Raw genomic sequence first — 21,853 nt, forward strand, 5'->3', positions numbered from 1 at the left:
GGAACCGGAAAACCCCTTACCGCACAAGGCGGTTCCCTTGGTTCACCGAGTTCCCTCGGGAAACAGCATAGGGACGAAGAAGCCACACAACCGAGCAAACCGACAGCCGGCAAGCCGCTCTCAGAAATCGTGAATCCTCAACGGCGGACTATTCAAATCCAACCATCTGAGGGAACCGGGGAACCTGCCCCCCGAGCTGCCAACGACCCACCCGGCATCTGCTACGCCTCGCCCGAGCGCCTGGAGGACGACCGGCGGACCTGCCAGCAGTGCCTTGCCCTGGAGGAGTATGACGGCCAGTGCTCGGCCGCCCGTCGCGGCGATGTTCCGCAAACCTCAACTCGGTACTACCCGGACACTGAGCAACTGTGTCGCTGTGTGGCGTATCGACCAGGCCCAAGCGATCCAGACCAACGACCCGGGCGCGAGAGATGGCCGAATCTGTATCGGCGATCCCAGGATCGGGAGATTCGCCCATGAGCCGCCCCGACCTGTTCGATGAGCCCCGCAATGCTCGGTGCCGAGACTGCATCCATCGTGATCAGATCCGCCCCCGTCTTCCGAGCCTGCATCCTCGCTGCCGAATGACCGGGGTGAAGATCGGCAGCCTGAAGCATCTTCGGCGATGTGCGAGCTTCGCGCCGTTCCCCGCGCACCCAGACCCGATTCCGCTGCCGCAGCCTCAGGAGCCCATACCAACGCGCGTCGCGCCATCGCCAGCCGTTGAGCACCTGCGGGGATCCCTGGCCGAACGTGGGCTCCTCGAGGCCCTGGTCGAGCTGCGTCCGCTGCCTGGCGGTCGGCTGGGCGTGCGGCTGCGCCCAGGTCTACCGACAGCCACCGAGAGCATGGTGCTCGATCTGCTCGACCGGGCAATGGAGGTGACCGCATGAATGCCCGTCCCCTCACGCTCAACAAAGCCATTTCTGGATGGTTCCATTGGCGCCGCACGCTTGAGCGGCGGATCAAGCAGGGAGCCCATCCAGTGCTCATTGAACAAGCCGCCGAGAGCATGGTCCGCTGCGGTCTGTGGCTGGATGCGGAGACCGACCCCTACTTCGTAGCACGCTGCAACGCAGCAGGGACCGTTCCAGGGCTATGCGGGGTCCCGAACGGCAGCGTCCTCGAGATTTGGCTCGACATGCGCCGGCACCGCGAGATTCTGCCGATCGACGCCCCCGTGGATGATGCGCTCGCCGATCTGGCGCCGGCCTTGTATCTGCTCTATGGGCGCCCCTTCGGCGAGGATCCGGCATGACGACACCACCTACATGGACGCGCGAATGCCAGATGTGCAGCGTGCTCTTCACAACGCCGGCCGACGACAAGGGCTGCATCTGCATCGCCTGCCAGCCCAAGGACGGGCTGGTCCACGTCGACGCGGCTGAGTGGCGGGATACCCTGACGCGCCTGCGGCAGCTCGAGGCCCAGATGGGTGGTTACTCCCGCCGTGCCCGGGAGGCCGAGCGCGAGCTGGAGATGGTGCTCGACGCCATGCCCCGGTCCGAGGTGTACGTACCACACGAAATCGCCAAGACGATCCAGCATGCATTGAGCCGGTTCACCCGACCGCCGAGCGAGAAAGACATCGAGGCCGCGCTGAAGTGGCTCTTCTCTCAAGCGTGGTCGTCCCCGCCGAAATAGCCCGCAAAATCGGGAAAAACGCCCGATTTAACCGCCCCGAAGCCCGCGAAAATAGCGACTACCCGATTTTTTAATCGAAAAATTCAGGAGTCGCCATTGGCATCCAAACCCACCGGCCGACCTCGCGGACGCCCCCGAGGATCTGTCTCCAAGCGCCAAAAACAGATCCGAGAAGCGATCGAGTCCGCCGCGCCCGATCTGGTCGAGAAGCTGCTGGAAGCCGCTACAGCCGGCGACACGGCCGCCGCTACCGCGCTGCTGGATCGCGTCATCCCGAAGCTACGCGCCAGCTCTGCGGCCATCGTGCTGGATCTCAGCGGCTCGCCCACCGAGATCGGCCAGCGTCTACTGGATGCGGTCGGCAAGGGCGAGGTGCCCGTGGACGTGGCTCGAGAGGTCTTGGACCTGGCAGCTCGGGCGCGCCCGGCGGAGATCGCCTTCGAGCCACCCGACTACAAAAATCTCGACCAAAGGTATGAGGAGCTGTTGGCGAATCGAGAGATCGAGAAGCAACGCATGATCGAACGCGCGCAGAACCTTCAAGAGGAATGGGAGCATGAGCAGCAAGCCAAACCAAGCGCCTGAGACCGAAGCGCCAAGGCCCAAAAATACGACCGAACAGCTATTCGACGTCCTCGAGACTATTCACAGGGACGTGATCGATTTCGAGCGCGACACCACCGAAATACTGCTGCGCCACCTCGTCAGCCACCACCAAACCCTTCTTGCTCGACTCGATCGCCTCGAGCAGCTCGTCCAACAACAGCCCCCTATCAAGCCGGAGTGAATCACATGCCCACGAGCTTTAGCCTCAGCGAAGCCAAGAAACTCGCACCGCGATTCAACCCCGGGGGCGATCTCGGCGAGGCCGTCAACGTCGTACGCAGCGCGCTCGCCGATGCCGTCGCCGCTGTTGGCAGTCGGAGATTCAGCAATCTTGGGCTGCTGGCGGTTGCTCGCGACCGTTACCCGGATCTCGACGACGAGCAGGCACTATTGGCCCTGGCGGACGGCCTGCGGCCAATCGCTGACGCGCGCTGGCGATCGATCGACATGGCTGAGAATTTCAAGAAGGAACGTGCGGGCCTGGAGCCGATCTTGAACGCCGCGATGACCGAGATGCACGAGCTGACGCGCAAGATCGACCACATTCGCCGCGAGATCCAGCAGGCCGAGGCCGGCGTGGCGGATCGCCGCGCCAAGCTGAAATCGGCCAGTGTCCCGGACGATGAGGCTGCTCGACTGGCGCCCGACTTCGACCGCGCCAAACTGGACAACCGGATCGCCGAGATCCGGGCCGAGGGCGATCAATTCGCCAGGTTCATCAAGTCCTGCGACACGGCCGACCTGCCCCAAGACTGGCTGGCGTCGCTGGTGCCGGTCGTGGGCATGCCCCGCGTACTGGTCCCTTCACCCGAGGTCGTCCGTGGCTGAGGAGTTCGGCAACCTCAACAAGCACCTGATCGCTTCGATCTACCCGGTGGATCGGGGCGGCAACCCAAAGATCGATCTCGGCACGAACGCGACCGGAAGCATCAAGGATGGCGAGGTCCGGGCGATGGTCACGGAAGCGACTATGGAGGTCAGTCTGGGCTGGCAATCGCCATTCGAGCAGTGGGGTCCCGAGGCGACAAGCCCCACGCTGATGGCGCTGGTCCAGAGCGGGACGCTCGACGATCTCAAGAATCTGATCGGCGGCTTCTTCGACGGCTGGCTCGGAGGGATCATCGATAAGATCACTGATCCTGGAGACTGGGCGAGTCTGGTCAACGAAGGCGTCGGCCGCACCGGCATGACCAAGATGAACTCGACCCAGGTCTTCACCGGCATGCCGCCGATCAAGATCAACGCGACCCTGCTGTTTCGCGCCTGGAGCAACCCCAAGACCGAGGTTGAGGCGCCGTTCGACACCCTGATGGGCTGGGCGTTGCCGCAATGCCTGCAACGCGACAGTATCCTGAGCGGGCTGCTCAATGGTGACGCCCCGAAGTGTCCCGGCGCCGATGGATCGGCGTTCGACATCGCCCGATTCCTACCCTCGCTCACCCCCAAAATGGTCGGCCTCACCTACAAGGGCCGCACCTACAGCCCCCTGGTCATCGAGTCGGTCGGATTCCCGATGGACTCGCCAAGCACGGCCGACGGGCGCTATGTCGAACTTCTGGTCCCGGTCACGTTCGCGACCTGGCAGGTCTACGACGCGAACGATTGGTCGAATGTGCGAACCGTGGCGTTGTGAGGCGCCCTCGAAGGCCGCAAAGCGGGCTCATGCCCTGCCGAGCGGTCTTCTTCAGTCCAGCGCCTCTCATGTGCTCCTCTGAGCCGATCCGCTCGACACCCGACCCGAACTGACCGTCTGCTGTCGCGAGCTGTACGGGCGTTCTGTGCGGTCGGTTTCTGCGTCACTGACGATATAACCGGCCCCAGTCTCGCTTGGGTACAACCCTTGCCAATTCCGTCACTAACGCTAATATCTAATTACCGTCACTGACAGGAAATGCACCCATGACCGATCCAGCAGCCCAGACACCCAGGAAGCGCGGCCGCAAGCCCACCGGCAACGCCATGACCGGCGCCGAGCGCCAGCGTCGATACCTCGAGCGCCTGAAGGCTGGCGCCAATATCGTCACTGACACGAAACCGGACAATGCCGTCAGTGACAGAATTAACGTCCTGGAGCGGGAGCTGGCCGCAGCTCAGCAGACCATCAAGGCCCAGCTCCGGGAGCGAGCCGAACATGAGCGCACCATCCGCGACCTTCGAGCCCGAGTGAGCAGCCTGGACACCAAGCTCCGCCAGGTCCTTGAGGAGCGCGTCCGCGAAGGCGAGCGGCTCATCCAAGAGCGCGATGAAGCCCGTGCGGCCCTGAAAGCCGTCACTGACGATAATCAGCCGAGCGATGAGGAGCTGTCCGACCGCGACCGCCGGATCCGGGATCTGTATCAGCAAGGGACCGCCAAGCGAGCCATCGGCCGCGAGCTGGGGATCAGTGATGGAACGGTGAGGAATGTGCTCGGGCGGCTGGGTGTGGATTGAGTTACGGAAGGGCTCGACGACCGACGGCATCCCATCTCGCCAAGGTTGATGGCGTAACTCCCGAGCCACTCCCGCCCCTTCTTACTGAACTCGTTTCCGCCATATAACAATGGCCGAAGCCGCTGCTGACCGGCCTTAGCTCCGCCGCTCCAGCCATTCCCGCATCGCGTCATTGACCCGGGTCTGCCATCCCTTGCCCGTGGCCTTGAGTCCGTCGAGCACGTCCGCGTCGAAGCGAATGGTCGTTGAGATCTTGGTTGGCGCCTTCTGCGGACCGCGTGTGCGTCGGCGCTCCTCGAGGGCAGCCTTCACGGCCGGATAGCCGCCGCCCGGGGTGAAAGCCGCATCGGCCCAGTAAGCGGCGACAGCATCCGGATCGTTCGGGTCATAGGGGCAATCCGGGTCATCCACGTGATCCGGCGCCTCGGCGATGATCTTCTCCCATTCTTCAGGGGTGGCTGGAAACCCAGCGGGCAAATTGTCGCGTTTCATGGCTCGATGCCTTTCGCAGGCTGATGATGTGCAGATCGTCTCCGCGCTCGGTGTAGGTCAGATGGACCACCTGTCCATGCAGCATCCCGATCAGATTGATGCGTTGCTCGCCATAGGCTAGACGGGCATCTTCCTCCGTCATCACCGGGCCATCGAACACCGCTTCAACGCCTCCGAAGTCCAAGCCATGCTTGGCGCGGTTGCTGCGACGTTTCGATTCGTCCCAAGTGATCATTCATTAATTGTAGTAACGATTTAAGCATCCACAAGCAGACAGCCCAGCCGCCACTCACAGCCCCGCCAGCAGATCCTCGACGACCTGCTGGATCTGATCATTGTCGAACCCACACCCCGAATCGCGATTGATCACCTTCCGCAACTGGCCGATCACGTCCTCGGTCAGGATCGACCGGATGACGTTTTCACGGGTGAGCGCCTTGACCTCGTTCCACTGTCGCTCGATCAGCCCTCCGCGCGTCATCCCGAACCGGGAGATCAGCACCAGTTTGGCGCAATCGTCCAGGCTGATGTCGGGACGCAGGTCCACGGAGAACACCAGATTGGCTTCGACCTTGTCGTGGGCCGAGATGTGGTAGACCTGCCAGGTCGTCAGGTTGGTCAGGAAGGCCCAGCGAATGCCGGAATAGGCCCCGTAGGATGTGGCCTGGAAAATGTGCTTGTCGCGCAACGACAGCCCGGCCTTCTTGGCTTCGCCGACCATGACGTCCCTGGTGTCGATCGAGAGCACATAGTCGGCCTTCCGCCCCTGCACGACCTGCTCGGCCTGGACCTCGTCCATAGCGTATTCAAAGGCGTCCATCAGGATCTTGTCGATGACCATCCTGGTGTTGCTCTCGTTGTACTGTCCGTCCACCGCCTTCTGCACCTGCGGCATCAGTGCCTTCAGCGCCTGCTGCAGCTTGGCCGCCCGCTCCAGGATCGCCTGCTGCTTGCGCGTCAGCGTCGCGCTCTCCTCCTGGGCCGCGCCCGCTCCCCCGTCCGCCGCGCCGATCTCCACCCCGAGCTCGACGGCGAGCGCTTCCAGTCCCCCGCTATACCCCTGGCCAACGGCCCGGAATTTCCAGCCCCCGTGGTAGCGGTATAGCTCGCCCAGGATCAAGGCCAGCTCGTCGCTCGCCTCGCGAAAGTCGTAGCGTGCGAAGCACCCGCCGGCGGGATCGGACATCCGGATGCCGATTCTCCCCACCATCCCGAAACTCGGATGATCGCCTTGGCCGGCGTCGAGCGTGATGGCGAACACGATCTTCGCGACATCCTCGGGAACGCGCGTCAGGTCGGCCGCGAACTCGGCCCGGTTCTCTCGGTCACCGGGCTCGGTGTTGAGCGTGAGGCAGCCGGCTTGCGCCGAGGGCTGGTTGTAGAACACGAAGTCCTGATCGCACCGAACGCGCTCGTTTGCCCCGACCAGGAAGGCGCTGACATCGATCTCGTACGGCGCGCCCCTGTCCCAGCCCACGCCCACGAGAATGCGCTCGCGATCGATCTGAACATTCGCGCCCCGCACCAACACGTCCGTCATCTCGGCCTTCCTCGTCACTCGGGTACGGCCGCCCGTCGCCGCCGCCTCTGGCCGTAGCCTTACACAGGCTGAGGTGGCGGGCAATGGCGTGAGAGGTGGGCATACCCGAATCGCCTAAACCGTTCCGTGACCCACACGTATGGCGGATTCCTCGTCTCTGAGGTCTCACCTTCCCGTTGCGAGTCGCAGAGTCGCGAAAGTCGCAGCAGACGAGACGTGGCGGGTTTGGCGGGAGTGGTGGGTTTGTTTCGGGCGGCTGGATTCTCGCGTCTGGACGTTAGAAGACACTGCTAGACTATCAGGGTATCAAGGCCCATCTGGGGGCAACTTTAGGGGCAACACGACGAATTACATAAAATATTTCTGATTACAGACAGATGCTTACGAGCAATATTCGGTAGACGCCGCCCAATTCGATTTCCGACGACATCTCAGAAAGCCCAAAAGCCCGCGCTCCAGCGGGCTTTTTTATTGCCTGCTCGATCGGCGCGGCGCCCCCCGAGACAGTGGATCACCCAACACCTTGCGCGCATACCTCGGTAGACATCCAGATCACGCAACGGTGAGCCGAGCCAGACCTGTCGAGCGACGCATAGGCCGGAGCCTTCACTCGAAATCCGGATACTGTTCCGGTCTCTCGCCCGTCTCCTCAATGAGACGCGGATACTCTGCGCCCGGCTCGGCCTCGAAGGGCTTCTTGCGGCTGCGGCTGACCTGAAAGATCCAATTGTCGCCATAGTCGAACAGATAGAAGAGCTTGCGGTGCTTGGGCAGTGGAAACAGCTCCTCAACCCGCGTCTCCCAAGGCGCGGCCTCGCCCCACTCCTCGTCGAAGAGGACGCGCTCGTGGCTCCAGGGGGTACGGGCGATGAAGAAGCTGTAGAGATGGTCGTTGTCGAAACCGACGGTCCGCAGGATCAGTCGATGCAGGGCATCCAGTGTCGTGGAGGCGTCGAGCGCGACGCTCGCCGACCACTCCTGTTCGGCATAGCAGCCGGATACGAGCTTGATGTTCAGCGTCCAGATCATATGACACACTACTTGGCTACGTTCGCGACCACGGCCGAAAGGAAGGTCGGCAATGCGCGACCTGCCTCCAGACCGGTTGTATGGAAACCAGGGGCCAAGATACTTCAAGCCGCCTCGGCGACGATAGGCTCGGACTCCAAGGGTGTTCACATATACGACGGCGAAGACAATCCAAACCGTTGAGACTGAAGTCGGAGATGCTTGTTGGACGCCGTTTGCACTCAAGCCGCAATCGCTTACGAATCAGCTTATTAAGCCGGCCAGAAGACACCCTCCTATGCGGAAGGCAATCTGAATTCCGCCATCACCGCCCGCAGCCGCTCGGCCATGACCGCGAGCTGATGACTGGCCTCCGCCGTTTCGCGCGCCCCTCCCGAGGTTCGCTCGGCGACGATGCCGATATGGGTGACATTGGTGTTGATCTCTTCGGCGACCTGGAACTGCTCCTCGGCCGCGCTGGCAATCTGCAGGTTCATGTCGGAGATTCGGTGGATGCCCTGGAGAATCCTCTCAAGCGCATCTCCGGCCCGGCTCGCGGCCACCGCGGCCGAGTGCGTCGCGTCCCGTCCGGATTGCGACTCGGAGGCGGCCTGAGTCGAGTGACGCTGCAGCGCACCGATCATCTCCTCGATATGCCGGGTCGATTCCTGGGTCTTCTGCGCCAGGGACCTGACCTCATCGGCCACGACGGCGAAGCCTCGGCCCTGCTCCCCGGCTCGCGCGGCCTCGATCGCCGCATTCAGGGCGAGCAGGTTGGTCTGCTCGGCGACGTTGCGGATCACCTCGACCACCGTCTCGATCCGGGCGCTGCTGTCGGCGACGGATCCGATCACGGCCGTGATCGACTCCATCCTCTCGGCCAGTCCCTGGATGTCGGCGATGGTCTCGGAGACGATCTGGCGCCCGCGCTCGGTCTCGGAAACGGCCGAGCGGGAGGCCTGGGAGGTCTCCTCCGCGTGTCTGGCCACCTCCTGCACCGAGGCCGACATCTGGGTGATGGCGGTGGCGACGACCGAGGTATCGCGCTCCTGCTCGCCGATGCTGCGGCTCGTCTGATCGCTGATGTTGGAGGTCTCCTCGGCCGTCGTCGCCAAACCATCGGATATCTCGGCGACCTGAGCGACCATCCGCCGCAGCGTATGGCTCATGCGACGCAAGGCCGCATAGACGCCGGACTCCCCGGCGGTTCGGGGCAGTTCGAGCGTCAGATCGCCATCGGCGATCGCCTCGGCGATGCGGCGCATATCGGCGGGCTCCCCGCCGAGCGGTCTGGTGATCGCGCGTTTCTCCAGCAGCGCCAGAAGGACGATGGCGACGACCGCGAGGAACAGGACGCCCAGGGTCAGACGCCGTACTTGCCGGATCGGAGCGAAGGCCTCGGCTTCGTCGATCTCCGCCAGCAGCGCCCAGGTGGTGTCGCCGACCGACAGCGGACGATAGACGGACAACACCGGGTTGCCAGTGTAGTCGATGACGATCTGCGCTCCGGACTCCCCGGCCAATGCCTCGTCGGCCGCCACCGTTCTCACCTGCCCGGTCTGGGGGTTCCGGAAGGAGGCGAGCACCGAATGATGGATCGGATCGAGGAAGGAATCCGAACGCATCAGATGATCGCCGCCCACCAGATAGGTTTCGCCGCTCGCCCCAAACCCTGGCGCTCGGTCATGATCGCGTTCAGTTCCCCGATCGGAAACTGGAAGACGACCGCCCCCAGCCTCTGGCCCTGGGCATTCAGAACGGGGGCCGAGACGAACCCGGCGGGTGCTTCGTAGGAAGGGAAATAGCTCGCGAAATCGATGATGGCGGCCTGCCCCGGGGCGGCCTTGTCGGCCTGACGGAATGCCTGCCCCAAACCCGTGTCGGCATAGGGGCCATCGCGCAGAGAGGTCGCGAAATCGACCTCCTTGAAGACCGAGTAGAGCACGCGCCCCGTCCGTTCCTCGACGAGAAAGATGTCATAGAACCCGAATCGTTCGAGGTAGCGTCGAAACACGGGATGAAAGCGTTCGTGCAGTCGATGATAGGCGGCGGCACCGTCCGCCCGATCGAGCTTGTCCTTCTCGCCGGTCGGGTAGGGGTTGTCGAGGATGTATGCCGACTGCAGGGCGATCGCGAGCGCATCGAGCTCGGCCAGAGCACCATCGAGCTCCGGTCGTCGTCCGTCATGGCGTTGGGCGTAGGCGGATGCGAACGACTCCGAGTAGTCCTTTTTCAGCCGATCCCGCATGCCTTGGATTCGGGGCGCGTCCAACGAGGATTCCTGCAGGTATCGCTCGGCGGCGCTACCGAAGCCCTCCAATGCCTCGACGACCTCCAGACTATCGGCGAAGCTCAGCGTCAGGTCGGTCAGGCCATCGAGATAACGTTCGATGGTTGCATGCTTGATCTCCGCGACGGCGGTCAATTTGTTGAACGCCTGCTTCGACAGGGCATCGCTGGCAATCGACAGGGTGATGAGCGCAAGCAAGGAGAGCGGAATGATTCCCGTCGCCAACAGGACCAGCAGCAAGCGAGAGCCGAGCGTCATGCGAGCTGGAAAGCGGAACATATCACCCTCGACCGATCATGGGTTGCAGTTGGGTGCCGAGGATCCCCGCCTCCTGGCAGAGAGAGGATTGAGTTCCTCGATAGACTCCAGTCAGCTTCAGCTGTGAAGCCGTCGACCGAGAGGCCAGGGGGGACTCGGGGTCGTCACTTCTTGCGTGATCCATGAACCGGCGTGACCCAGGTCACTGGCATAAGCCGAGCGGCGTCGCACGGCTTCCGCGACCAATCCCTGCTCATGATCCTGCTCTACTGGACCGATGATAGACCCCCAAGCGCAAAATCCAACACATAACGTCGCCGGCGAGACGAGGATTGCGGGACGGCACGAGACCGGCCAGGAGCGCACAGGGGACCGCCCACACCCTCGAGCGGCCCGGATGGACGGACCGCGCCTTCTATCCTCGGATCACGCAAGGGCGCGGCGAGGCGCAGCGGGCCATACTTGCGATCCGAACCTCCACTCACCGAACCCCCTCGAGGCCATCGCATGAGCGCTCTCCCATCCAATGCCAGGTCCGATGAACTGCCGAAAGCTGTCGGCTTCGGCCGCGAGATCTGCGGCCAGCTCGACCAGGCCGAGCGCCGCGAATGGTGGCTGACCAACGGCCGGGGCGCCTATGCCGCCGGGACCCTGGCCGGCTCGCTGACACGCCGCTATCACGGGATCCTGGTCGCGCCCGTCGCGCCGCCGCTCGGGCGCGTCCTGGTCCTCGCCAAGGCCGACGCCAGACTGGTCGAGGGCGAACGCGAATGGCCGCTCTTCACCAACCGCTGGTCCGGCGGGGCGGTGCAGCCTGCCGGGCTGGTTCGGATCGAATCCTTCCGCCTCGTGGGACGCATTCCGACCTGGATCTACGCGATCGGCGACATCCGGATCGAGCAGCGGATCTGGCTGGAGCGGAACGCCGATCGGATCTGGATCGCCTGGCGTCCAGTCGCCGGACATCCGGACCGGAATCTGCGGCTCCGCGTCGATCTGTTGGTGGACGCCCGCGATCATCACGGCGTCACCCAGGGCGGCCATACCCAGCCCGAGCTTCGCCTGGAGGATGGGCAACTGCGCGTCCTGCATCACCATTGGTTCGAACTCGGCATCAGGACCATCGGCGGCACAGTCCGCATCGATCCGGCCTGGGTCGAGGCCTTCGACCTGCCGATCGAGCGCGAACGCGGGCTCGAGGATCGCGACGACCATCTGCGGGTCGCCCAGGCCGAGCTGAGGCTCGAAACCGGGACATGGACCGGCATCACGGCGGCCGTCGGACCAGAGCCGGCGCCGACACTCGATCTCGAGGAGTCGCTGCGACGTCAGTACGCCCGGGATGCGGAACTGATCGCCCGCGCCCGCTCGGCCGATCCTGCGTTCGAGATGGCGCCGGACTGGATCCGCCGACTCCTGCTCGCCGCCGACGACTTCATCTTCGCCCGTCCGCTGGAGGACGTACCGGACGGCGAATCGGTCATCGCCGGCTATCCCTGGTTCGGCGACTGGGGCCGCGACACCATGATCGCCCTGCCCGGCCTGACCCTGGCGACCGGACGGCCGGAGAGCGCACGGCGGATCCTGGAGACCTTCGCCCGCTTCGTCGACGGCGGCATGCTGCCCAACGTCTTCCCCGGCACTGGCGAGGTCCCGGAGTACAACACGGTGGACGCCGCGCTCTGGTATCTGGAGGCCTGGCGCGCCTATCTGGAGACGACCGGAGACATCGGCGCCCTTGAGCGGGTCTTCCCGACCCTCGACGCCATCGTCCGGGCCTACCGCGACGGCACCCGTTACGGCATCGGCATGGACCCGGAGGACGGTCTGATCCGGGCCGGCGAGCCGGGCGTACAGCTCACCTGGATGGACGCCATGGTCGACGGCTGGGTGGTGACGCCCAGGATCGGCAAGCCGGTGGAGATCAACGCGCTCTGGTACAACGGCCTGGTCGCCATGCGCGACTTCGCCCTGCGGCTCGGGCTCGATCCGGCACCCTATGCCCGGCTGGCCGAAGACGCGGCAGCCGGTTTCCAGCGCTACCTGAGATCCGACGGCGACGGGCTCATCGACGTGCTGGACGGCCCCGAGGGCGACGACGCCAGCCTGCGCCCCAACCAGATCTTCGCCGTCAGCCTGCCGGCGTCGCCCCTGTCGCCCGAACAGCAGGCCCGCGTGGTCTCGGTCTGCGGACGCGAGCTGCTCACCTCCCACGGACTGCGCTCGCTGGCACCCTCGCACCCGGACTACCGGGGACGCTATCTCGGCGATCGCTGGGAGCGCGACGGCGCCTATCACCAGGGCACGGTCTGGGGCTGGCTGCTCGGCCATTACGCCCTGGCCGAATACCGGGTGACCGATGATGCGGAGCTGGCACTTTCGCGCCTGGAACCCATGGCAGATCATCTGCGCGACGCGGGGCTCGGCAGCATCGGCGAGATCTTCGACGGCGATCCGCCCCATACCCCGCGCGGCACACCGCTCCAGGCCTGGTCCGTGGCCTGCACGCTGGAGGCATGGTGGCGTCTGCGTCGGACGCAGACAGCGGACCCGGGTCAGGTACCCGCGACGTGACCGGCTGCAAGGTGTCGTTCGGCGAGGGTGTCGCCACGCTGGTCCGGCCAACAGCGACGGGGCCTGCCCCGGCTGAGTCAAGGGCGGACCGGCGTCGCGGTCCATTCCTCCACCAGGAGACCGAAGACGAGCACGTCATCGTATCGGCCGTCGATCTTGCATGCCCTGCGCATACGCCCTTCTTCACGGAAGCCCATGGCGCGATAGAGGGCGATCGCCGCGCCGTTGGAGGCGAAGACCTCGAGCTCCACCCGCTCGAACCCATGCCGGAAGGCATCCTCCAGGGCGCTCGCCATCAGCGTCCTTCCCCAGCCCCGGCCTCGGTACCGCGGCATGAGTCCGATTCCCAGGCGCCCCATATGCCTCGATACCTGGAAGGTTTCGCGGGCGATATTGCACCAGCCGACCAGATCGTCTCCATCGAGGGCAACCCAATGAACGCCACCGGACGCCTTCTGCCCACGAATGTACGCTCGGGTCTCCTCGGCCGAAAACCCCTCCGTGGTCACCAGAAACCGTCTTTCCCTCGCGACCGCAGTGACGCAGCGCGCAACGGCATCCGCATCCGCGATCTCCGTCGTCCTGATACCAAGCACCATAGCCTCCTCGATCATGCCGCCAACAAAGCGCGCGCAGAATGGAGCTCACTGGCCTAACTTTGTCGACACACCGGACTTGCGCCGTCCGCCATTTTCACTGCCGAACCATTATTCACGCGGCAAGGGATTCGAGCGAGCCACCAGATCGGACGATATCGGTCATCGGCCGGCTTGGGCCGCACAGCCTTGGCAATCGAGGCTGGATTCGCTTACCATTATTGACAATTATCAATAACGAAGCGTGTCGGCTGGACGATTCCCAATCGCCGCCAGACCGCCATTCGGTGCACCGAAGCGCACCACCAAAGGAGGACAGGAAGATGTCGAAGACGTCTTCGCGCCGCATTTCCATGATAACAGCGGGGTATCTGTTTGCCGCCGGCATACTCTTCGTGTGGGGCATCGACTTCGCCATCAAGTCGACCAACACGCTCGAGTTCTGCACCTCGTGCCACACCATGTCGACCAACTTCGAGGAGTACAAGAAGTCGCTCCACTACAAGAACGCCTCCGGCGTTCAGGCGACCTGTGCCGACTGCCACGTCCCCAAGCCGCTCGGTCCCAAGCTGGCGACCAAGATCATCGCCGCCAAGGATGTCTATCACGAGGTCGTGGGCACCATCGACACGCCCGAGAAGTTCGAGGCCCGGCGCTGGCATCTCGCCAACATGGTCTGGGACCGGATGCGCGCCAGCGACTCCCGCGAGTGCCGCAGCTGTCACGACTTCGCCAACATGGACCTCTCCGAGCAGGGACGCTCCGCCCGCAGCCGGCACGCAGCCGCCCAGGACAAGGGACAGACCTGCATCGACTGCCACCGCGGCATCGTCCATTACGAGCCGGACCCGCCCGAAGAAACCGACCCGGAGACGCCGGGCGCCCACTGACCCGGCCAGCGAGCGAGGGTAAGCAGAGACCATGCACCAGTCCCCCAAACGCCCCATCCGTATCGCGCTCCTCCTCGGCGGCCTGCTTATGGGTAGCCAACCCCTCTCGGCCGAGGAAACCGACCTCGACCGCGAGCTGAGACTGGCCGCCATGATCGGCGATATCGAGACCGTCGCGACCCTGCTCGACCAAGGCGCTTCCGTCGACGCCCACAACCCGTTCGACAAGACCGCGCTCATGATGGCGGTCGAGGCGGAGGAGCTGCCGACCGTGACCCTGCTTCTCGACCGGGGAGCCGACGTCAACGCGCGCACCGTCGCCGGATGCACCCCCCTGACCTTCGCCGCCGAGTCGGGACATTCCGAGATCAGCGCATTGCTGCTCGATCGCGGCGCCCATGTGCACGACCGCACCCGCTCCGGCTGGGACGCGCTCATGATCGCCTCGCGTTACGGCTTCACCGAGGTGGTCGGACAGCTCATCGGCAAGGGAGCGGACCCCAAGGCCTCGGACCGCGACGGCCAGACCGCCCTGACCCAGGCGGCCGCGAAGGGCGAAACCGATGTCATGCCGCTGCTGGTCGCCGCCGGCGCCGAGCTGGAATCGCGCGACAAGCAAGGCGATACCGCCTTGCTGGTCGCCGCCGAGCACGGCCAGCTGGACTCCGTCCGCACCCTGCTCGAGCTGGGCGCGAACCCCGAGGCGCGCGACGACCTGGGGGCGACGGCGCTCATCCTGGCGGCCGGCCGAGGCCACACCGATGTGGCCGAACGGCTGCTCTCCCTCGGGGCCGATCCCAACGCCCAGGACAAGGAGGGCACGACGGCGCTCATGGAGGCCGTGGCGACCCGTCACAACGCCCTCATCGGCCTGCTGCTCGAGAAGGGCGCGCGACCCGATCTGAAAAACGCACGGGGACGGACCGCCGCCGAGATCGCCCGCGAGCGGGACAACCCAGAGGCGCTCGACGACTTGGCCACCCAGCCCGCCTCATGAACCTCCGGGGGCAGCGTCCCGACGCTGCCTCGACACCCGCAGACTAGCCGCGTCCCATGCGTCCCACCCGTCGGGACAGCCCGGGGCGGGACGCGGCCATTCCACACCGCCCCGGCATAACGACAAGCAGGATCACAAAACCAAAAGAGGAGAGGAGTCAAAGATGAAGACGAGAAAGAAACCTCTGACCCACGCGATCGGGGCCATCGCCCTCGGTCTCTCATCCGCGGCCGGCGCCGACGGAGCCACCGGCGAGATGCTGGCCGGCGCCTGTGCCGGCTGCCATGGCGACAGCGGCAACAGCATGGGTCCGGCGGCCCCCTCGATCGCGGCCATGGATCCCATGGTCTTCGTCGACGCCATGGAGGCCTTCAAGAGCGGCGAGACCTATTCCACCGTCATGGGGCGCATCGCCAAGGGCTATTCGAGCCAGGAGTTCGAGAAGATGGGCCAGTACTTCAAGCAACAGACCTACGTGCCGGCCGACCAGGGCTATGAGGTCGCCCTCGTCGACGAGGGCGCCCGGCTCCACGACAAGTATTGCGAGAAGTGTCACGCGGAGGGCGGCAAGCCGCTGGTCGACGAGGAGGACTACAGCATCCTCGCCGGTCAGTGGACGCCCTATCTGCAGTTCGCCATGTCCGACTTCCGCGAGGACCGCCGGGAAATGGAGAAGAAGATGCGCCGCAAGCTTGAGGAAATGCTCGAACGCGAGGGCGAAGAGAGCCTCGACGCCGTCTTCAGCTTCTACGCCAGCCAACAATAGGAATCCGGGAGGAGTTCAGACATGGCACTCGACAGACGCGACTTCATCAAGATCTCCGGCCTCGCCGCCATGGCCGGCGCGATCGGATTCCCGCACCTGGCGCTCGGCGCCAGCCACCGCATCGTGATCGTCGGCGGCGGCACGGGCGGTGCCACCACGGCCCGCTATCTCAAGAAGGCCGACCCCGGCATCCAGGTCACCCTCATCGAGCCGAACGCCCACTACCACACCTGCTATATGAGCAACGAGGTGCTCAGCGGCGAGCGCAAGCTCGAGTCCATCCGCCACGGCTACGACGGGCTCAAGGGGATGGGCATCGAGGTGGTCCAGGACAGCGCCACCGGCATCGACCCCGAGAAGAAACTGGTCAAGACGGCCGGAGGCAAGGAATTCGGCTACGACCGCTGCGTCGTCGCGCCCGGCGTCGAGCTCCTCTACGACAAGATCGAGGGCTACAGCGAGGAGGCATCGCTCAAGGCACCCCACGCCTGGAAGGCCGGCGAGCAGACGGCGATCCTGCGCAAGCAGCTCGAGTCGATGAAGGACGGCGGCACGGTCGTCATCGCCGCGCCGCCCAACCCCTTCCGCTGTCCCCCCGGTCCCTACGAGCGGACCAGCCAGATCGCGCACTATCTCAAGACCCACAAGCCCAAATCGAAGGTCGTCATCCTCGACAGCAAGCAGAAGTTCTCCAAGCAGGCACTCTTCACCCAGGGCTGGGAACGCCTCTACGGCTTCGGCACCGACGATGCGCTGATCGAGTGGCACCCGGGTCCGGACGCCGCCGTGGTCAAGGTGGACACGGGCGGAATGGTCGCCGAGACCAGCTTCGGCGACGAGATCAAGGCCGACGTCCTCAACGTCATCCCGCCCCAGCGCGCAGGCAGGATCGCCCAGATCGCCGGGCTTGCGGACGAGAGCGGCTGGTGCCCGGTCGACAAGAAAACCTTCGAGTCCTCGATCCACAAGGGCATCCACGTCATCGGCGACGCCTGCATCGCCACCAAGATGCCCAAGTCCGGATATTCGGCCAACAGCCAGGGCAAGGTCGCGGCGGCCGCCATCGTCGCCATGCTCAAGGGCGAGGAACCGGGCACGCCCTCCTACATCAACACCTGCTACTCCCTGATCGCCCCCGGCTACGGCATCTCGATCGCGGCCGTCTACCGCCTGAGCGAGGACGGCTCCGAGATCGCGGGCGTCCCCGACGCCGGCGGCCTCACCCCGATCGACGCCCCCGACTGGGCGCTGGCCCGCGAGGCGCAATACGCCCACAGCTGGTACAACAACATCGTCAAGGATACATTCGGGTAGTCAACACCAGTCGCCCCGAGCCGGGATCGCCCTCCCAGGAAGCCCGGCCTGGGGCCGTCCGTATTCGCCACTTCCCCTTCGGCTCGAGCGATCGAGGGAGACGCATAGAACGAATCTGGCACAATCCTGTCAAGAGGTCGTGGCACGACGGCTTCAAACCACAGGGATGCCTCATCACCAGATGCTCGAGATCTCCGACCTTCAACGCCGATTCGACGGCCGCCCCGTCCTGCGGTCCGTCTCCATGCGCCTCGAACCGGGCGAGTATGTCGCCATCACCGGCGAGTCCGGGGTCGGCAAGTCCACACTGCTGAATCTGATCGCCGGGCTGGACCGGCCGGACGGCGGCCGGCTCGCCCTCGACGGGGCCGACTACGGCGACCTGGACGAGGACTCCCTGACCCGGCTGCGCCGCGACAAGCTCGGTTTCGTCTTCCAGGCATTCCACATCCTGCCCCATCTGACACTGCGCCAGAACGTGGTCCTGCCCTTGTGGCTCAAGGGACGCAAGGGTCCCCAGGCGGACCGCGAGGCCGACCGCCTGCTGGACGCGGTGGGACTGGCCGATCGCGCCGACAGCTGGCCGCGCGAGCTCTCGGGCGGCGAGATGCAGCGCGTGGCGATCGCCCGCGCCCTGGTCCACGCGCCTCGCCTGATCCTGGCGGACGAACCCACCGGCAACCTGGATCCGAGCAACGCGGCCAAGGTGCTGACGCTGCTCGCCGAGCGCATCCGCGCCTCGGGGGCCATGGGCATCCTGGTCACCCACTCGCCCGAGGCGGCCCGGAGCGCCGACCGCGTCCTGCACCTTACCCCCGAGGGACTGAGCGCATGACACTGGCCCCCGTCTTCCTGGGCTCGCTCGCCCGGCGCCGGACGGCGACGCTCTTTTCCTTCGTCGCCATCCTGCTGGGGGTCGCGCTCGGCATGGCGGTCCAGGCGGTGAACCAGGCGGCCCTGTCCGAATTCGGCCGGGGCATGCGCACCATGGCCGGCGCGGCCGACCTCCAGGTCGTGGGACCGCGCGGCGGCTTCGACGAGGGGCTCTACGCCACCCTGGCCGCGCGCTCCGAGGTGGCACAGGCGAGCCCGGTGCTGGAGATGCGCACCGAGCGCATCGGCAGCGCGGACGGACTGCGCATCCTCGGTATCGATCTCTTCGCCGCGGGCCCGGTCACGCCCGCCCTGCTCCCGCGACCCGCCGAGATCCAGGACGGATCCGACCGCGACACCCGCCTCGCCGCGCTCGCGGAAGACAGCCTCTTTCTTAGCATGGCGGCCCGGGAAGCGCTCCAGGTCGACCCAGGCGACCGGATCCAGGTCCATGCGGAGGACAGAACCCTGACCCTGCGGGTGGCCGGCGATCTGCCCGGCGCCCCCGACGACCCTCGGCTGGCCGTCATGGACATCGCCGCCGTGCAGAAGCACTTCTCCCGAATCGGCCGACTGACCCGCATCGACCTGCGTCTGGCCGGCGGCCAGGACGCACAAACCGCCCGCGCCGCGCTCGAACCCCTGCTCCCGGCGGGCCTGATGCTGGAGGTCCCCGAGGCCGCCGTCGACCAGGCGGCCAACCTCTCCCGGGCCTATCGCGTCAATCTCACCATGCTGGCGGCGATCGCCCTCGTCACCGGCGGCTTCCTGGTCTTCTCCGCCCAGGCGCTCTCCGTGGTGCGCCGCCACACCGAGCTGGCCTTCCTGCGCGCCATCGGACTCGCCCGGCGCCAGCTGTTCCTCTGGCTCCTGGCGGAGGGCGCGCTCGTCGGGCTCCTGGGCGGACTGGCGGGCGTCGCGCTCGGCCACGGCATCGCCCTGGGTCTGCTGACGCTGCTCGGGGGCGATCTGGGCGCCGGATTCTTCTCCGGGCTGTCACCGACCCTGAGATTCAGCCCCTGGGCGAGCGCGGCCTATGTGCTGCTCGGCATCGGCGCCGGGGTGGCCGGGGCCTGGCTCCCGGCACGCGAGGCCGCCGCCGTCGCGCCCGCACGGGCGCTCAAGTCCGGCGACGATTCGGCCCTGTCCGGCGGACGCGGCGTCCCGATGCTCAGCCTGGCGATGCTGACCGCGAGCCTCCCGGCCTGTTTCATCCCGCCGATCCAAGGGCTGCCCCTCGGCGGCTATCTGGCCATCGCCTGCCTGCTCGCCGGGGCCGTCATGCTGCTGCCGACCCTCGCCTCCATGCTCGCCCGAACCCTGCCGCTTCGAGGCCCGGTCCCGGCGCGGCTTGCCGCCGCCCGGCTGGCGGCGGCACCCGGTCAGTCCGTGATCGCGGCCACGGGCGTGCTGGCGAGCGTGGCCCTGGTGGCCGCCATGGCGATCATGGTCGGCTCCTTCCGCGATTCGGTCGACGTCTGGCTGGGGCAGATCCTGCCCGCCGACCTCTATCTGCGTGCCGGACGCGCCCAAAGCGCCGGCAGTCTGGACGAGGCGCTGCAGGCGCGGCTGGGGAAGATCCCCGGTGTTGCTCGAGTGCAGTTCACGGCCTTCGAGAGCCTCCGACTCGAGCCGGGCCGTGCCCCGGTCGAGCTGCTCGCGCGGCCGGTCTCGCCGGATGGCGATGGGCTGCCCCTGGTCGGATCCGCGCGGCCGGCAGCCAAGGGCGAGACACAGATCTGGATCTCCGAGGCCATGCGCGACCTCTACGGCTGGCGCCCGGGCGAGCGCGTCCTGATCCCGCTCGCCGGGGACGAGGTGGCCGTCCAGGTCGCCGGCGTCTGGCGCGACTACGCCCGGCAGGGAGGGGCGATCATGATGGATCTCGCCGACTATCGGCGACTGACGGGCGATGCGTCCGTTCAGACCGCCGCCATCTGGCTCGCCCCGGGCGCGGACGGCATCCGGGTGGGCGAGGCACTCAAGTCGACGAGCGACTCGGGCGCGCTGGAGGTCGCCTTCCCGGGCGAGATCCGCGAACGCAGCCTCACGATCTTCGACCGCACCTTCGTCGTGACCTATGTCCTGGAGGCCGCCGCGGTGGTCATCGGTCTGGCCGGGGTGGCCGCCAGCTTCGCCGCGCTCACCGCCGCCCGGCGCCGCGAGTTCGGCATGCTGCGCCACCTGGGACTCACGCGTCGACAGATCGGCGCCATGCTCGCCCTCGAAGGAACCCTGGCGGCCGGCGTCGGGGTGCTGGGCGGACTCGCGGCCGGCGGCGCCATCTCGCTGATCCTGATCGAGGTCGTGAACCGGCAGAGCTTCCACTGGAGCATGGATCTGCACCTCCCCTGGGCCTCGCTCCTCTGGTTCGCGGGCCTGCTCGTCGCCCTGGCCGGACTGGCCGCGATCCTCGCGGGACGCCAGGCGATGCGCGAGGACGCCCTGCTCGCGGTTCGGGAGGACTGGTGATGCACCGACGCACCTGTCTGCTCGCACTCGCCGGCCTGCCGCTGACCCGACTCCTGGCGGCGGACGAACCGGCCGCCGAATCGACCGCTCGGGAAGTCGTCTTCGCGCCCGTGCTTCCCGGCCGCACGCTCGTCTTCCCCGACGACGAGGGCGCGCACCCGGAATTCCGCACCGAATGGTGGTACGTGACCGGCTGGCTCGACCTGCCGGACGGCCGCCCGCTCGGATTCCAGGTCACCTTCTTCCGCGTGCGCACCGGCATCGGCGAGGACAACCCCAGCGCCTTCGCCCCGCGCCAGCTGATCCTGGCCCACGCGGCCATCGCCGATCCCGAGCTGGGCCGCCTGCGTCACGACCAGCGTGCCGCCCGCAGCGGATTCGGACGCGCCGGATTCTCCACTGGACGTGCCGGGGTCTGGCTCGGCGACTGGTCGTTCGAGCAGATCGGCGACGGCTATCGCGCGCGCGTGGACGCCGAGGACTTCGGCTACGACCTCGCCTTCCTCCCGGACGGACCGCCCCTGCTCAACGGCCAAGAAGGCTTCAGCCTCAAGGCGCCCGGTCGGGACAACGCCAGCTACTACTACAGCCGGCCCCAGCTGACCGTCGAGGGCCGCCTGACCCTCGACGGCCATCGCCAGAGCGTCGCCGGACGGGCCTGGATGGACCACGAATGGTCGAGCGCCTACATCCCCGAGGGCGCGGACGGCTGGGACTGGGTCGGCCTGAACTTGGACGACGGCGGCGCCATCATGGCCTTCCGGATGCGCAGAACCGACGGCGGGAAGCTCTGGGCCAGCGCCACGCTCCGTTCGCCCGACGGCAGCGCGGAGCATCTCTCGCTGGAGGCGGTCGAATTCGAGCCCCTTCGGAGCTGGAAATCGCCGCGCACCGGAATCGAGTATCCGGTCGAATGGCGACTGAGCCTCGGGACCCGCCGATTCACCTTGCGCCCACTGATGGACGACCAGGAGCTCGAAAGCCGCCGCTCCACGGGCACCATCTATTGGGAAGGCGCCATGCGCCTTCTGGAGAACGGGCGCGAGATCGGGCGCGGCTATCTGGAGATGACCGGTTACGGAGAAAGAATCCAGGTCGGTTAG

Annotated in this window: 23 protein-coding genes; 16 read left to right on the plus strand and 7 right to left on the minus strand. The window is 66.2% G+C overall.

Translation table 11 applies throughout. The annotated features are described in order from the left end of the window. The first annotated feature begins 476 nt into the window (after positions 1 to 476). From D779_RS11620 to D779_RS22235, 8 genes are all read left to right on the plus strand, one after another. Positions 477 to 893, plus strand: a complete 417-nt coding sequence (locus tag D779_RS11620) for a hypothetical protein (RefSeq protein ID WP_157726379.1) — start codon at positions 477 to 479, stop codon at positions 891 to 893. Continuing rightward, positions 890 to 1,258: a hypothetical protein gene (locus D779_RS11625; RefSeq protein WP_157726380.1), complete on the plus strand. Its 369-nt coding sequence runs from the start codon at positions 890 to 892 to the stop codon at positions 1,256 to 1,258. Before D779_RS11620 ends, D779_RS11625 begins: the two co-directional genes overlap by 4 nt. Continuing rightward, positions 1,255 to 1,644: a hypothetical protein gene (locus D779_RS11630; RefSeq protein WP_157726381.1), complete on the plus strand. Its 390-nt coding sequence runs from the start codon at positions 1,255 to 1,257 to the stop codon at positions 1,642 to 1,644. Before D779_RS11625 ends, D779_RS11630 begins: the two co-directional genes overlap by 4 nt. Before the next feature lie 96 nt (positions 1,645 to 1,740). Continuing rightward, positions 1,741 to 2,229: a hypothetical protein gene (locus D779_RS11635; RefSeq protein ID WP_043754071.1), complete on the plus strand. Its 489-nt coding sequence runs from the start codon at positions 1,741 to 1,743 to the stop codon at positions 2,227 to 2,229. After that, positions 2,201 to 2,431 carry a hypothetical protein gene (locus tag D779_RS22230; RefSeq protein WP_157726382.1) on the plus strand — a complete coding sequence of 77 codons (231 nt, stop codon included), beginning with the start codon at positions 2,201 to 2,203 and terminating at the stop codon, positions 2,429 to 2,431. The genes D779_RS11635 and D779_RS22230 overlap by 29 nt, the downstream gene beginning before the upstream one ends. After that, complete coding sequence (locus D779_RS11640; protein WP_157726383.1) at positions 2,428 to 3,078, plus strand: hypothetical protein; 651 nt, start codon at positions 2,428 to 2,430, stop codon at positions 3,076 to 3,078. Before D779_RS22230 ends, D779_RS11640 begins: the two co-directional genes overlap by 4 nt. Further along, positions 3,071 to 3,883, plus strand: coding sequence for a hypothetical protein (locus D779_RS11645; protein WP_052348068.1), 813 nt, complete (start codon positions 3,071 to 3,073; stop codon positions 3,881 to 3,883). Before D779_RS11640 ends, D779_RS11645 begins: the two co-directional genes overlap by 8 nt. A gap of 266 nt (positions 3,884 to 4,149) precedes the next feature. Next, complete coding sequence (locus D779_RS22235; RefSeq protein ID WP_157726384.1) at positions 4,150 to 4,680, plus strand: transcriptional regulator; 531 nt, start codon at positions 4,150 to 4,152, stop codon at positions 4,678 to 4,680. 135 nt (positions 4,681 to 4,815) lie between these two features. On the opposite strand, the gene D779_RS11655 is transcribed toward D779_RS22235, so the two are convergent. The 6 genes from D779_RS11655 to D779_RS21120 all read right to left on the minus strand — a co-directional run bounded on the left by D779_RS11655 (position 4,816) and on the right by D779_RS21120 (position 10,289). Next, a complete protein-coding gene (locus D779_RS11655; RefSeq protein WP_081763476.1) occupies positions 4,816 to 5,172 on the minus strand; it encodes a BrnA antitoxin family protein in 357 nt (118 codons plus the stop codon). Next, a complete protein-coding gene (locus D779_RS11660; protein ID WP_043754082.1) occupies positions 5,129 to 5,407 on the minus strand; it encodes a BrnT family toxin in 279 nt (92 codons plus the stop codon). The genes D779_RS11655 and D779_RS11660 overlap by 44 nt, the downstream gene beginning before the upstream one ends. Positions 5,408 to 5,461: 54 nt before the next feature. Continuing rightward, positions 5,462 to 6,712, minus strand: a complete 1,251-nt coding sequence (locus D779_RS11665) for a TerD family protein (RefSeq protein WP_043754085.1) — start codon at positions 6,710 to 6,712, stop codon at positions 5,462 to 5,464. Between the two features lie 606 nt (positions 6,713 to 7,318). Further along, a complete protein-coding gene (locus tag D779_RS11670) occupies positions 7,319 to 7,741 on the minus strand; it encodes an IS1096 element passenger TnpR family protein (protein ID WP_043754088.1) in 423 nt (140 codons plus the stop codon). Between the two features lie 275 nt (positions 7,742 to 8,016). Continuing rightward, a complete protein-coding gene (locus tag D779_RS21115; protein ID WP_157726385.1) occupies positions 8,017 to 9,345 on the minus strand; it encodes a methyl-accepting chemotaxis protein in 1,329 nt (442 codons plus the stop codon). Beyond that, positions 9,345 to 10,289, minus strand: coding sequence for a hypothetical protein (locus tag D779_RS21120; protein WP_157726386.1), 945 nt, complete (start codon positions 10,287 to 10,289; stop codon positions 9,345 to 9,347). Before D779_RS21120 ends, D779_RS21115 begins: the two co-directional genes overlap by 1 nt. A gap of 486 nt (positions 10,290 to 10,775) precedes the next feature. Between D779_RS21120 and D779_RS11680 the strand changes: the two genes are divergently transcribed. After that, positions 10,776 to 12,842 carry an amylo-alpha-1,6-glucosidase gene (locus tag D779_RS11680; protein ID WP_052348071.1) on the plus strand — a complete coding sequence of 689 codons (2,067 nt, stop codon included), beginning with the start codon at positions 10,776 to 10,778 and terminating at the stop codon, positions 12,840 to 12,842. A gap of 77 nt (positions 12,843 to 12,919) precedes the next feature. Here D779_RS11680 and D779_RS11685 read toward each other — a convergent pair whose 3' ends face one another. Next, positions 12,920 to 13,441, minus strand: coding sequence for a GNAT family N-acetyltransferase (locus D779_RS11685; RefSeq protein ID WP_157726387.1), 522 nt, complete (start codon positions 13,439 to 13,441; stop codon positions 12,920 to 12,922). A gap of 320 nt (positions 13,442 to 13,761) precedes the next feature. Between D779_RS11685 and D779_RS11690 the strand changes: the two genes are divergently transcribed. The 7 genes from D779_RS11690 (at position 13,762) to D779_RS11720 (ending at position 21,853) form a co-directional block, all read left to right on the plus strand. Further along, positions 13,762 to 14,328, plus strand: coding sequence for a NapC/NirT family cytochrome c (locus D779_RS11690; protein ID WP_043754091.1), 567 nt, complete (start codon positions 13,762 to 13,764; stop codon positions 14,326 to 14,328). A gap of 31 nt (positions 14,329 to 14,359) precedes the next feature. Next, positions 14,360 to 15,325: an ankyrin repeat domain-containing protein gene (locus D779_RS11695; RefSeq protein ID WP_043754094.1), complete on the plus strand. Its 966-nt coding sequence runs from the start codon at positions 14,360 to 14,362 to the stop codon at positions 15,323 to 15,325. A 163-nt stretch (positions 15,326 to 15,488) separates the two neighbouring features. Further along, a complete protein-coding gene (locus tag D779_RS11700; protein ID WP_052348072.1) occupies positions 15,489 to 16,091 on the plus strand; it encodes a c-type cytochrome in 603 nt (200 codons plus the stop codon). A 21-nt stretch (positions 16,092 to 16,112) separates the two neighbouring features. Continuing rightward, positions 16,113 to 17,405, plus strand: coding sequence for an NAD(P)/FAD-dependent oxidoreductase (locus D779_RS11705; protein ID WP_043754096.1), 1,293 nt, complete (start codon positions 16,113 to 16,115; stop codon positions 17,403 to 17,405). A 181-nt stretch (positions 17,406 to 17,586) separates the two neighbouring features. Beyond that, entirely contained in the window at positions 17,587 to 18,240 is a 654-nt protein-coding gene (locus D779_RS11710) for an ABC transporter ATP-binding protein (protein WP_043754192.1), read from the plus strand. After that, positions 18,237 to 20,750 (plus strand): FtsX-like permease family protein, encoded by a 2,514-nt coding sequence (locus D779_RS11715; RefSeq protein ID WP_043754097.1) that lies wholly within the window; start codon positions 18,237 to 18,239, stop codon positions 20,748 to 20,750. The genes D779_RS11710 and D779_RS11715 overlap by 4 nt, the downstream gene beginning before the upstream one ends. Next, positions 20,750 to 21,853, plus strand: coding sequence for a lipocalin-like domain-containing protein (locus tag D779_RS11720; protein WP_043754101.1), 1,104 nt, complete (start codon positions 20,750 to 20,752; stop codon positions 21,851 to 21,853). The genes D779_RS11715 and D779_RS11720 overlap by 1 nt, the downstream gene beginning before the upstream one ends.

It is taken from the genome of Imhoffiella purpurea (assembly GCF_000585215.1).
GTDB lineage: Bacteria > Pseudomonadota > Gammaproteobacteria > Chromatiales > Chromatiaceae > Imhoffiella > Imhoffiella purpurea.